Source organism: Sphingomonas sp. PvP055, from assembly GCF_040546365.1.
Taxonomy (GTDB): domain Bacteria; phylum Pseudomonadota; class Alphaproteobacteria; order Sphingomonadales; family Sphingomonadaceae; genus Sphingomonas; species Sphingomonas echinoides_A.
On record NZ_JBEPNS010000001.1, the window covers coordinates 3,219,651 to 3,232,541 of the forward strand.

The window sequence follows — 12,891 nt, forward strand, 5'->3', positions numbered from 1 at the left end:
AGTGAAGTGATTGCCCATAGGTGAACGAAGGGACCAGACGCGCGGATTGGCGTCAACTGCTCGAGCGCAGGATCCGCTAGGGGAGCAGAATGGCAAAAGCCGCAGCAGTGCTGGACTATCGGGCCCGCGCGCAACGCCGCCTGCCGCCGTTCCTGTTCGAATATCTCGACGGCGGATCGTATGCCGAAGTCACGTTGCGCCGGAATGTCGCGGTGCTCGAACAGCTTGCGTTGCGCCAACGCGTGCTGACCGACGTGTCGTCGATCGACCTGACGACCCGCGTGTTCGGGATGGAGCAGGCGCTGCCCGTAATGCTCGCACCGATCGGCCTGGCCGGCATGAACGCCCGGCGCGGCGAAGTGCAGGCGGTTCGTGCCGCCAATGCGGCGGGCGTTCCGTTCTGCCTGTCGACCGTCAGCGTCTGCCCACTCGCCGAAGTCGCCGCCGCTTCCAAGGCGCCTTTCTGGTTCCAGCTGTACATGATCCGCGACCGCGGGCTGGTCCGGGCGCTGCTCGACGAGGCGCAGGACCTCGGCTGTTCGGCGCTGGTGTTCACGGTCGACATGCCCGTGCCGGGCGCGCGCTACCGGGATTACCGATCCGGTCTGGCGGGGGCACCCGGCTTGCGCGGCGCCGCACGACGCTTCGGTCAGGCGCTGACGCACCCCGACTGGGCGGTTGATGTCGGCTTACGCGGTCGTCCGCACCATCTCGGCAACGTCGCGCCCGCGCTGGGCGACAAGACCGGGCTGGAGGATTTCCTCGGCTGGATGCGGACCAACTTCGATTCGAGCGTCACCTGGCGCGAACTTGATTTCATCCGGTCGCACTGGAAGGGGCCGCTGATCATCAAGGGCATCCTAGACCCGGCCGATGCGCGCGCTGCGGCGCAGACCGGTGCGGACGGGATCGTCGTGTCGAACCACGGCGGCCGACAGCTCGATGGTGTCCCCGCCACCGCGGATGCACTGCCGCCGATCGTCGACGCGGTCGGCGACGCGCTCACCGTGCTGGCCGACGGCGGCGTGCGCTCGGGCCTGGACGTCGTGAAGCTGCTGGCCTTGGGCGCAAAGGGTGTCCTGCTGGGACGCGCCTGGGCTTATGCGCTCGCCGCGGATGGCGAAGCGGGCGTTGCGCACATGCTCCAGTTGATCGAAGCCGAAATGCGCGTGGCAATGGCACTGTGCGGTCGAACGCGCATTGCCGACATCGACCGATCGATGCTTGTATCTGACGAGATCTGAATCGGGGGTTTCCAATGAGCGACGCCGCGACATCCAAACGCCCTCTCGCGCGCTGGACGGGCGCGGCGGCGATGGCGCTTCTCCCCCTCGCAGCGGCGCAGGCCGAGCCGATCGCAACGGTCGATCGCAACGGCAGCCTCGTCGCGATCGAACCCTATGCTCCCAACATCGTGCGCGTCACCATCGCGCTCGACCGCGCGCAGGCCGATGCGGCACCCGGCCCCGGACCCAACGCCAAGGCCAACGCTACCGGTTGGACGCACCGGACCGACGCCTCGGGCGACGTGTTCGCGTCCTCGGCGCTGTCGCTGACGGTCGCCGCGCAGCCATGGCCCAAGCCGCCATCACAGATGGAACGCTATTTCGCGCCATCGCTTCCTCCCGTCACGATCACCCTCACGGGCACCGATGGTCACGTCATCACCCGGATGAACGGCTGGGAGATGGCGCCGCATACCGTGTCGGGCGAGAAGACCTTCAAGGTCGGTGCGAGCTTCGCCGCGCCGCTTGACGAGCATTACTACGGGCTCGGCCAGAACCAGGAAGGCAAGCTCGACCTGCGCGGACGGACGATCGACTGCCGCCACAATTACGATGCGCCGGCTGGCGAGACGGTTTGCGTGCCCTTCCTCGTCACCAACAAGGGGTATGGTATCGTCTGGGACAACCCCTCTACCACCACCGTCTCGCCGGGACTGAACAACAGCACGCACTGGCAATCCGAAGTCGGTGATCGCGTGTCGTTCTTCGTCATCACGGGCGACACGACCGACGCACTGTACGCTGGCTATGCGACGTTGACGGGGGCGACGCCGCTCCCCCCGAAATCGGCATTTGGCCTCATCCAGAGCAAGGCGCGCTACGAGAGTCAGGCGGAGCTGCTGGGCATTGCGGAGGGCTATCGCAGCCGCGGCTATCCGCTCGATACGATGGTGCTCGACTGGTTCTATTGGACCCGGATGGGCCAGCTCGACATTGATCGAAGCGCTTTCCCGGATCCTGCGGGCATGAACGCCAAGCTGAAGGGCCTGGGGATGCGCAGCATCATCAGCGTGTGGCCGCGGTTCGAGAAAGAGTCGCGCTACTACAACATGCTTTCCGCAAAAGGCTGGTTGCTGCACGACGCGGACGGCAGCGTCGTCGACGGCTTGCCGATCCGTTCGGACCGGGCGGGCGCACTGCTCGACAGCACCAATCCCGACGCCCGCAGCTGGTTCTGGGACCGGATCCGCGACAACATCGCGTCACAGGGCTTCGACTTCTTCTGGCTTGATGAAACCGAGCCGGATCTGGTCCCCGACGGCCATCAGTTCGCGATCGGGTCGGGGGATCGCTACCACAACCTCTTCCCGCTGGTGCACACCGCCAGCGTCGCGGACGGGTCCGCAAAGGACCGCCCCGACTTGCGCAACCTGATCCTGTGCCGCGCCGCCTATCTCGGCACACAGCGCAACGGTTGCCTGTTCTGGTCGTCCGACGTCCAGGCGACGTGGGAGGTGCTCAAACGGCAGGTGCCGACCGGCCTCAACTTCACCGCCTCCGGCATGGCCTATTGGAGCAGTGACACGGGCGGCTGGCAATATCCCTCCGGTCCAAAGGCGCCGAACCCGGTCCTGCTCGATCCCGCCGGCGCGACCGCGATGGGGGCGAGCTACCCGGACTATCCCGAGCTGTTCGTCCGCTGGTTCCAGTACAACACCTTTACCCCGACGCTGCGCATCCACGGCCAGCGCCCGGCAACCGCGATCTGGGAATATGGCAAGGCGGCCGAGCCCGTGCTCGCGCAATATCTGCGGCTGCGCTACGCGTTGATGCCGTATCTCTACGCCATGGCGCAACAGACCAACCAGACCGGCGCGCCGTTCATGCGCGCCTTGTTCATGGACTTTCCGAACGATCCCAAGGTCGCTGACATGGGCGACGAATATATGTTCGGCCCCGCCTTCCTCGTCGCGCCCGTCACCGACCAGGGCGCGACCAGCCGCCCGGTGTACCTGCCGGCCGGCGCCGACTGGTACGATTACTGGACCAACGAGCGCCTTGCAGGCGGCCAGACCATCACCGCCGCGGCGCCGATCGACCATATCCCGCTGTTCGTCCGTGCCGGATCGATCATCCCGATCGGCGTGCAGGTCCCGAGCACCGCGACCCGGCAGGCGCTCGACAGCATCCGGGTCTATCCCGGGCGCTCGACCAGCTTCACGCTGTACGACGACGATGGCGTCTCGAACCGCAAGACCGGCAGCAGCGCCGTGCTCCGCTGGGACGACACCGCCAAGCGGCTGACCGCATCGGGCAAGCTTCCGACCGGGCAGGACGTCGCCGGGTTGGTCAAGGTAATGGCGCGTTGACAGCACCCGGTGGAGGCGCGGCTGGTGCGCTTTCGCCACGCTACGCTAAAGTCGCGCCCTGCCACGGGCAAACCGGGAACGATCATGGACGACGCAGCAGACGAGGCACGCCGGTACAAGGCGCCTGCCCTGGAAAAGGGGCTCGATATCCTCGAGTTGCTTGCCGACGCGCGCGATCCGATGCCGTTCTCCGCGATCGCCGACCGGCTCGACCGGTCGCGCGGGGAATTGCACCGGATGGTGCAGGTGCTCCAGTTTCGCGGCTATATCGAACAGGATCCGGGGTCCGAGGGGTTCCGGCTGACCGATCGGCTGTTCTCGCTGGGGATGCGGCAGCCGCGGACTCGTAATCTGGTCGAACTGGCGCTGCCGGTGATGCGGCAACTGGTTCAGGACAGTGGTGAATCGTGCCATCTCGCGCTGCACAGCCGCGGCGAGATGGTGGTCGTGGCGCGCGTCGAATCGGGCGACCACCTCGGCTTCTCGGTTCGGGTCGGCTACCGCCGCGCCCTCCCCTCCACCGCCTCGGGGGCAGTGCTGTACGCCTTCCAGAGCGAAGCCGTGCGGGACCGCTGGGAGACGCTGTTCGAACCGTCGCTATCGCCGGACGCGCTCGCAGCCTTCCGTGCTCTGGCCAAGGACGTCCGCGAGGCTGGACTGGAGCAACGCCCCAGCCCGCTGATTGCCGGCGTGACCGACATTTCGGTCCCGATCCTGCGCGGCAACGCCGCCGCCGCCGCGCTCACCGTCCCGTATCTGGAACGCCGCCAGCCGCTGCATCCCGCCAAGGACGTCGCGGACATGGCGCTCGCCGCGGCACGCCAGATCGCCGATCAGCTCGTCCAGAACGACGAGCGACTGTAAGGCAATCCCGCTGCGATTACGCCATTGCGAGCGACCGGGTCGCGGTGGTCGCTGCAAGATTGGCGACTGCGATCGACCCGAGCGGACCCGCCTTGTCCCCCAGCGCCGGCGCGATGATGTACGGGCCGTCCTCGGGCAAGGTCATGTACCCATTGAGGCTGGCGACCAACGCCGCCTCGATCCGTTCGAGCAGATGCGGCTGCCCGGTCACCACGCCACCCCCGATCGCGATCCGGTGCGGTCCGGTCGTGCAGACGATCGTATGACACATGACCGCGATCGTGTGGATGACCGGAACCCAGACCGGATCGTCCTCGGCCAGATCGCCCGTCGCGCGGCCGCCCAATCGCAACGCCAGCGCGGATCCGGAAGCCAGTCCTTCGACGCAATCATCGTGGAAATGGCAAAAGCTCGGGACGGTATCGCCCGCGAGCCGCGGCACGCGGATATGCCCCAATTCGCTATGCCCGATCCCACGGGTCGGCAATCCATGGACGACCAGACCGACCCCGACACCGGTGCCGACCGTGACATACGCAAAGTCCGCCAACCCCTGCGCACACCCCCACGCCATTTCGGCCAGCGCCGCCCCATTGACGTCGGTATCGAACCCGACCGGCACGTCGAACCGTTCGGACAAGATCGCGCGGACGTCGGTCCCGCGCCAGCCCGGCTTGGTGGTCGCGCCAATCTGTCCGAAACGGGGGGACGCGGCGTTGAGTTCGATCGGCCCGAACGAAGCAATTCCCAACGCCCCGAAGCCGGAGGTGGCCGACCAGCGCTCTAGCGTCGCGACGATCGCAGGGAGGGTTTCGTCCGGATGCCGGGTCGGAACGGTAGACTGGTCGACGATCTCGCCGGTTGCCTGTGCCAAGGTGCAGACACACTTGGTCCCGCCAAGTTCAATGCCAGCCCTGAGCGTCGACATTCCCGCCGGAACCGTCACGCTTCCATCGCTCGCGCGGAAACCTGGATCGTAAACGCTACCTGCATATGAATTCCGTAACCTGTTCACACTTGAGTGGCCTGAATACCAAAACGATACCTCTGTTTAATTAACCAACTTACCTAATTCAATCCTCCGGAAGGGCGAAGCGGTTACCAAACGCAGCAGTTGGCACCGTCCTCGATGGAGTACTTAAATCGGTATGCGTCCAAAGGACGGCGGACGGTCTTCCTTCGCGGCCCCGAAGCGCGATGGCGTGGCACCCATTTCGAAAGTCAGTGTGCCGCCCTTGACCAGATCCGCATGCGCGATCCAGTTGCGACTCCATGGCCGTCCGTTCCACTGGACCGACTGCACGTACGGCCGGTCCGCCGCATTGCCGCGCGCGACAACCCGCAATGTACGGCCCGGCGCCACGTCGACCTCTACCCGATCGAACAGCGGCGATCCCAACACATACACGGCGCTGACCGGATCGACCGGATAGAAGCCGAGTGCGCTCAGCACGAACCACGCGCTGGTCTGCCCGCAATCGTCGTTGCCGATCACGCCGTCCGGATCATCCTTGTACATTTCGGTCAGCAGCCGCCGGACCATCGCCTGGGTTTTCCAAGGTGCACCGGCGTAGGCGTACAGATAGGCGGCGTGCTGGTCGGGCTCGTTGCCATGCGCATATTGCCCCAGCAGGCCACTGATGTCGGGCGGCGCGTTCCTGGGCAGGGTCGAGGGCGCGGTGAACAGCGCATCCAGCTTGCGCTCGAACGCAGCATCGCCGCCAAAATGCGCGATCAGCCCGTAGATGTCATGCTGGTTGAGGACGGTCGCCTGCCACCCGTTGGTCTCGGTATAATCGCGGTACTTGTCAGGGGCATGGCCGAGCTGGATCGGATCATAGTCCTGCCACCAGCTGCCGTCGGCAAAGCGCGGCCGGGCGAAACCGATCGTTGGATCGAGCACGTTGCGATAATTCCCGCTCCGCCGCCGCAGCGCAGCCGCATCGTCGCTCGCGCCCGCGGCATCCGCCAGCGCGGCCATCGCCCAGTCGTCATATGCATATTCTTGCGTGCGACTGACGGATTCCCAGATCTTGTCCGCCGGAACATAGCCCAGATCGTAATAATAGCCCCGCCCCAGCGATGCGTCGGTATCCGCAAAGGCGCGGTCGAAGGCGCGACGCCGGATGTTGGGCCAGGCGGCGGCGTAGTCCGCCTTGACCCCCTTGGCGTGCGCCTCCGCCAGGATCACGACCGAATGCCAGCCGATCATCGTGCCGGTCTCGACGCCCTGCAATTGCCAGACGGGCGGCCCATATGGGCTTTGCTGCGTCTGGCGGATCAGGTCGCGCGCGAACATCGTGGCGCGTTCGGGCTGGATCAGCGTCAGCAGCGGATGGAACGCGCGATAGGTATCCCAGGTCGAATAGGTGCTGAACGCGGGCGAGTCCGCCGGGGCCTGATGCACCGCACGATCCATGCCGACATACCGGCCGTCATGATCGGTGAAGAGCGTCGGCGAAAGGAAACAATGGTAGAGCGCACTGGCGAGGATGGTGCGCTGCGCCGGTGTCCCGCCCTCGGCGCGGACGCAGCCGAGCTGCTTCGCCCAACGCGCGCGTGCGGCGCGCCGTGCCGTGTCGAACGGCCAGCCCGGCGCTTCGGCCGCGAGCGCCCCCTTGGCCCCGGCCACGTCGACCGCGGAAATCCCGGTCTTGATCAGGATCGGCGCCCCACCCGCCTCGTCGAAGAACAGCGCGACCTTCAACTGGTTGCCCGCGACGCTCCGCGCACCCGCGGGCGCCGCCGCATCCCCGTCCCCAAAGAACGCGACTCGGTCCGGCTTGCGAGAAAGTTTGAGCGCGAAATGGATCCGTCGACCCTTCGCCCAACGGTGGACACTCCGGCTTCCGGTCAGTGTCCCGTCTTCTTCCAGCGCGAGCGACGCCTGGTCGATCACCACGCCCTTGTCCCACGAATCGATCGTCCGATGCGCGAAGTCGATCAGGATATGGCCCGGGCCCGCCGGAAAGCGGTAGCGATGCAGTCCGGTCCGCTCGGTCGCGGTTAGTTCCGCGGCCACGCCGTTGGCAAGCTGGACGCGATAATAGCCGGGCTCGGCAACTTCATCGGCATAATGCTGACGATAGCCCGTCTCGGGCTGCTCGAGCGATCCGGGCTGGAGTTTCAACGGCCCCCGCGCGGGAACGACCAGCACGTCGAGCATGTCGCCGATCCCGGTGCCCGACAAATGGGTGTGGCTGAACCCCATGATCGAGGAGTCGCCCTTGTGGTACCCCGAGCAGGAATCCCAGCGGCTGTTGTCGGTGTCCGGCCCGATCTGCACCATGCCGAAGGGCAACACGGCGCCGGGATAGGTATGGCCATGCCCACCGGTCCCGATGAACAGGTCGGGCTTGCCTGCCGCGGGGCGCGCGTACGCCCCGCCGGGGATGGCCGCCGCAAGCGCGCTCAGCCCAGCCCCGCCAAGCAACTGGCGACGATTGGCGGTCAACATATCCAGATTCCTCGAAACAGTTTCATGTTTTGCAACCGCATCCGATGCGCCCGTTCTAAGGCCGCTCGGCCAACAGCGCGGGCTTGCGCCGCAGGGTGTCGAGGATCAGCTCACCGAACAGTCCGTTGGCCCAGGCGAACCACGGTCGCGTGAATTTGGTGGGGTCGTCCTTGTGGAAGCTCTCATGCATGAAGCCGGTGCCCGCATGCGTGGTTTTCAGCCAGCGCAGGCATTGCCGGACCACCGCATCGTCGTCGCTGTTGCGCGCATGGACCATGATCGACATCGGCCAGATCATGTCGAGCCCGATGTGCGGCCCGCCAATGCCCTGCGCGGCGCTGCCTTCGAAGAAGAACGGGTTGCGCGGGCTCCACGCCTGCGCCGCTGTCCGGCGGAACAACGGGTCCGCACGGTCCGCGGCGCCAAGCAACGCAAGGCCGCACAGGCTCGGGACGTTGGCGTCATCCATGAACAGCGTGCTGCCGAAACCATCCGCCTCATATGCCCAGATCGTTCCGCCCTGCCCGTCCGACATCCGGCCATGCGCGACAAGGGCCGCCTCGACTTCCGCGGCAAGCGCGAGACAGTCCCGCGCCGCCGCGGCATCACCACGCGCTTCCTGGTGGACCTGCGCCAGCATCCGCAGCGCGGAGACCGCGAACAGGTTGGAGGGGATCAAGAACGGCAGCACCGTCGCGTCGTCCGACGGACGGAACATCGAATGGATCAGCCCGACCTTACGCGTCGGCGCGCCATAGCCGCCGAGCATCAGCGTCTCGGTCGGCGATGGGTCGACGCGCTGGAAATGGTAAGGCCCCGGTCCGTCCTTGCGCTGCTGTTCGCGGAAGGTGGCGACCGCGCGCGCCATCGCCTGCGCCCACAGCGCGTCGAACGGGGCTTTGTCGCGCGTCGCGGTCCAATAGGAATGCGCCAGCCGCATCGGATAGCAGAGCGAGTCGATCTCCCACTTCCGCTCCGCTACGCCCGGCTTCATCTCGGTCTTGTCGGACACCGCGCCGAGCGTCGATTTCGCGGTCGGATCCTCCATGAAGGCATTGGCGTAGGAATCGATCAGGATGCAGCGCGCCTGCCGCTGGATCAGCCCGTGGAACACCCGGCGCAGATCGGCATCGCGCGGGGCAAGGTGGACGTAGGTCTGCATCTGCGCCGAACTGTCGCGCAGCCACAAAGCGTCGATGTCCCCGGTGATGACGAACGCGTCGGGTTTGCCGTCGATCGTCGAAAGCTTGACCGTCGTGTCGAGCGTGTTCGGGTAGCAATTCTCGAACATCCAGGCGAGTTCGGGGTCGGCGATCCGCGCCTTGACCGCACGGATCTCGGCCTCGACCGCCTTGCTGGTGAAACGGCGCGCGCTGACCGGCGGCCGCTTCGATCCGTAACCAGCCGTCGCCGCACGGGCGGGGACCGCCGCTGCAACCGCAAGCGCGCCTGCGCCCGCGATGATGTCTCGACGATTCATGCCAGTCTCCCGTTCCGTTGTCAGGTCAGCGCGCGACCGGCGCGCTCATCGAGAAAGGCGCGTTCGCCTTGGCGGTGCCCCAGCGCGTGTTGGGGGTCGACCCCATCACGAACCGCAGCGTCCCGCCTGCCTGTAATGCAGCGCGCGACAGCCACGGCTTGTCGTGCGGCTTGCCGTTCAGCGTCACCGACTGGATGTAAACGTTCTTCGGCCCGTTGTTGGGCGCCTCGATCGTCAGCACCTTGCCACCCGGCATGGTCAGGCGGACCGATCGGAACAGCGGGCTGCCGATGGCATATTGGCCGACCGTCGGAGTCACCGGATAGAAGCCCATCGCGGAGAAGACGTACCAGGCCGACGTCTGGCCATTGTCCTCGTCGCCCGGATAGCCGTCCGGCGTTGCCGAATAGAGCTTCGCCATCACGTTGCGAACGTGACCTTGCGTCTTCCACGGCTGTCCGGCCCAGTCGTACAGATAGGTCATGTGCTGGATCGGCTGATTGCCGTGCGCATATTGGCCCATGTTGACGATCTGCATCTCGCGCGTCTCATGGATCACCGATCCGTAATAGCTGTCGTCGAACACCGGCGGCAGCGTAAAGATCGAATCGAGCTTGTCGGTGAACGCGCGATCGCCGCCTTGCAGATCGATCAGACCCTGCACGTCCTGCATCGCCGAGAAGCTGTAATGCAGCGCATTCCCCTCGGTGAAGGCATCGCCCCAAGCGAACGGGTTGAACGGCTGCATCCAGCTGCCGTCCTTGTTCCGTCCGCGCATCCAGCCGGATTGCGCGTCGTAGAGCTTGCGGTAATTCTGCGCCCGCGCGGCGTATTTCTGGGCATCCTCGGTCTTGCCTAGCGCAGCGGCAAGGCGCGACAGGGAGAAGTCGGCGGTGGCATATTCAAGTGTGCGCGCGGCGCTCTCGTTGATGCCAACGTCATAGGGCACATAGCCGAGCTTGTTATACCATTCGACGCCTTCGCGGCCGACCGCGGTGACGACATTGCCCTTCTTGTCCTTCGGTCGCCCTTCCGAGGTGGTCGCGTTCTTGACCATCGCCTCGTACAGCGTCTCGACGTCGAACCCGCGCACGCCTTCCAGATAGGCGTCGGCGATGATGTTCGCCGAGTTGGACCCGATCATCACGTCGCGCTGCCCCGGGCTCATCCACTCCGGGAGCCAACCGCCTTCCTTGTACGCGTTCGCCAGCCCCTGCATGATCTGGCCGTCGAGCTCGGGCCGGACCAGCGCGAAATACGGGAAGACCGCGCGCCACGTGTCCCAGAAGCCGTTGTCGGTATACATCGGCCCGTCGTGGACCTTGCCGTCATACGGGCTGTAATGGACCATCGTGCCGCGCGCATCGATCTCGTGGAACTGCCGCGGGAACAGCAGCATCCGGTACATCGCCGAATAGAAGGTGCGCTTGTTGTCGAGACTGGGGTCGCTCACCCGGATGATTCCGAGTTCCTTCTCCCACGCGGCCTTCGCCTTGGCTTCGGTCGCGGCGAAGCTGTCGCGGCCGACTTCGCTGTCGAGATTGCGCTGCGCCTGTTCCGCGCTGATGAAGGACGAAGCGACCTTGACGCCGACCTGCTCGCCGTCACGCGTCTTGAAGCTGACGACCGCGCCGACATGGCCGCCTTCGCGCGTGGTGTCCGCGCCGATCTGCCAATTATCGTCCCAGGTCCGGCTGACGCTGAAGTCGTGGTCGAACTGCGCGACGAAGTAATTGTGGAAATTGTCGGGCACGCCGCCGTGGTTGTTGCGGACATAGCCGGTGATCCGCCGGTTGGCCGCGTCGATCTTGACCATCGACCCGCCCGCCAGCCCGTCGAGCAGAATGTGCGCGTCGTCGCTCTTGGGGAAGGTGAAGCGGAATTGCGCGGCGCGGTTGGTCGGCGTCACCTCGGCGGTGACGTCATAATCCGCGAGATAGACCTTGTAATTGTACGGGTGGCTCGTCTCCGCCTTGTGGCTGTACCAGCTCGCGCGCTCGTCTTCCTTGATCTTGAGCGGGCCGGTTTCCGCGAACAGCGAGAAGGCAGCGTAATCGTTCATCCACGGGCTCGGCTGATGCGTCTGCTTCAATCCGTTGATCTTGAAATCATGGTACATATAGCCCCAGCCGCTGCCGGGCTTGCCGGTCACCGGGGTCCAGAAGTTCATTCCCCACGGCACTGCGACCGCGGGATAGGTGTTGCCGTAGGACAGTTCGTAGGTGGAATCGGTCCCCATCAACGGGTTGACCAGATCGGCGAGCGATTCCGCCGCTTCTCCCCGCTGTTGCGCCATCGCGGGCGCGAAAAGAAGCGGCGCAGGCAGGCCGAGGCTGGTGACGGCGAGCAACGCAAGGCTGCGCCCGGCGGATGCGGCAAATCGGATCTTCACGTCAGGTCTCCCGGAAAATGCGGATCGATCATTTCCGCCGCACAATCGGGCGCAGAGGAGCACCGCTATTGGTCAGCACGACCGGCTTGATCGTCCCGTCCGCAGCAAAGGTCATGCGATCGATCGCGATCTGGCGATGCTCGCCCTTATCGTCGCCAAGCGGACGGCGGTGATAGACGATGTACCATTCGTCGGTGCCCGGCACCTTGACCACCGAATGATGCCCTGCCCCGCGCGCGATCCGCGAATCTTCCGCGAGGATCGTGCCTTTGGGCGTAAACGGGCCGGTCGGGCTCTTTCCCGTTGCGTAGGCGACGCGATAGTCCGAGCCGGTCCAAGCGCCCTCGGACCACATCAGATAATAGATACCCTTGCGCTTGATGACGAACGAGCCCTCGACATAGCCGGGGGGCGTAATGTCCTTGTAGGTCGTGCCGTCCGCGAAGGGCCGCACGCTGCGCAGGTCGTCGCTCAGGCGGACGACGTTGCACTGCTTCCAGCCGCCGTAATAGAGATACACCTGCCCGTCGTCGTCGCGATAGACGAACGGATCGATCGGCTGCGCCTTGTTGTGGAATGCCCCGATCAGCGGCTTGCCGATCGCATCCTTGAACGGCCCGCCCGGCCGGTCCGCCACCGCTACCCCGATCCCGCCGTGTTCGGCGTCGCTCTGAATGTCGTTCGCGCCGAAGAACAGGTAATAGCGGCCCTTGTGCGCGATCGCCGAGGGTGCCCACACCGCATAGCCAGCCCACGCCACGTTGGCGACATCGAGCACATGGCTGTGCTTGGTCCAATGGACCAGATCGGGCGAGGAAAAGGCGTTGAAGAAGGTCTGCTGAAGGTAGGACGGCCGCACGGTATGCTGCCGGCGCAACTTTACCTGTTCGGGGGTAAAATGCGGCGATACGTCGGGCTTTCCGGCGTCGTCGGAGTAGGTCGGGTAGATCCAGTACCGGTCACCGAACACCCGGATCTCGGGGTCGGCATACCAGCCCGGAACGATCGGATTGCGCGCCGCGACCGGAACGGCAATCGCCACTGCGGCCAGCGCGGCCAGTCCCAACCTGTTCATGGGCACATCATCCTTGCTCCCGGATCGG

8 protein-coding genes are annotated in these 12,891 nt (G+C 65.5%); 3 read left to right on the forward strand and 5 right to left on the reverse strand.

Going from position 1 to position 12,891, the window contains the following annotated elements:
• Positions 1-89: 89 nt before the first annotated feature.
• The 3 genes from lldD to ABIC16_RS15220 all read left to right on the forward strand — a co-directional run bounded on the left by lldD (position 90) and on the right by ABIC16_RS15220 (position 4,459).
• A complete protein-coding gene (gene lldD, locus ABIC16_RS15210) occupies positions 90-1,244 on the forward strand; it encodes an FMN-dependent L-lactate dehydrogenase LldD (protein WP_354291730.1) in 1,155 nt (384 codons plus the stop codon).
• A 71-nt stretch (positions 1,245-1,315) separates the two neighbouring features.
• Positions 1,316-3,595 carry a glycoside hydrolase family 31 protein gene (locus tag ABIC16_RS15215; RefSeq protein ID WP_354292348.1) on the forward strand — a complete coding sequence of 760 codons (2,280 nt, stop codon included), beginning with the start codon at positions 1,316-1,318 and terminating at the stop codon, positions 3,593-3,595.
• A gap of 84 nt (positions 3,596-3,679) precedes the next feature.
• Positions 3,680-4,459: an IclR family transcriptional regulator gene (locus ABIC16_RS15220; RefSeq protein ID WP_354291731.1), complete on the forward strand. Its 780-nt coding sequence runs from the start codon at positions 3,680-3,682 to the stop codon at positions 4,457-4,459.
• Between the two features lie 16 nt (positions 4,460-4,475).
• Here ABIC16_RS15220 and ABIC16_RS15225 read toward each other — a convergent pair whose 3' ends face one another.
• The 5 genes from ABIC16_RS15225 to ABIC16_RS15245 all read right to left on the reverse strand — a co-directional run bounded on the left by ABIC16_RS15225 (position 4,476) and on the right by ABIC16_RS15245 (position 12,863).
• Positions 4,476-5,387 carry an ROK family protein gene (locus tag ABIC16_RS15225; RefSeq protein WP_277969229.1) on the reverse strand — a complete coding sequence of 304 codons (912 nt, stop codon included), beginning with the start codon at positions 5,385-5,387 and terminating at the stop codon, positions 4,476-4,478.
• A gap of 210 nt (positions 5,388-5,597) precedes the next feature.
• A complete protein-coding gene (locus tag ABIC16_RS15230) occupies positions 5,598-7,916 on the reverse strand; it encodes a GH92 family glycosyl hydrolase (protein ID WP_354291732.1) in 2,319 nt (772 codons plus the stop codon).
• 55 nt (positions 7,917-7,971) lie between these two features.
• The gene (locus tag ABIC16_RS15235; RefSeq protein ID WP_354291733.1) at positions 7,972-9,396 is read right to left on the reverse strand and encodes a glycoside hydrolase family 125 protein; all 1,425 of its coding nucleotides are present in this window, start codon (positions 9,394-9,396) and stop codon (positions 7,972-7,974) included.
• Between the two features lie 25 nt (positions 9,397-9,421).
• Positions 9,422-11,788, reverse strand: a complete 2,367-nt coding sequence (locus ABIC16_RS15240; RefSeq protein ID WP_354291734.1) for a GH92 family glycosyl hydrolase — start codon at positions 11,786-11,788, stop codon at positions 9,422-9,424.
• 28 nt (positions 11,789-11,816) lie between these two features.
• Complete coding sequence (locus tag ABIC16_RS15245; RefSeq protein ID WP_354291735.1) at positions 11,817-12,863, reverse strand: glycoside hydrolase family 43 protein; 1,047 nt, start codon at positions 12,861-12,863, stop codon at positions 11,817-11,819.
• Between the last annotated feature and the right edge of the window lie 28 nt (positions 12,864-12,891).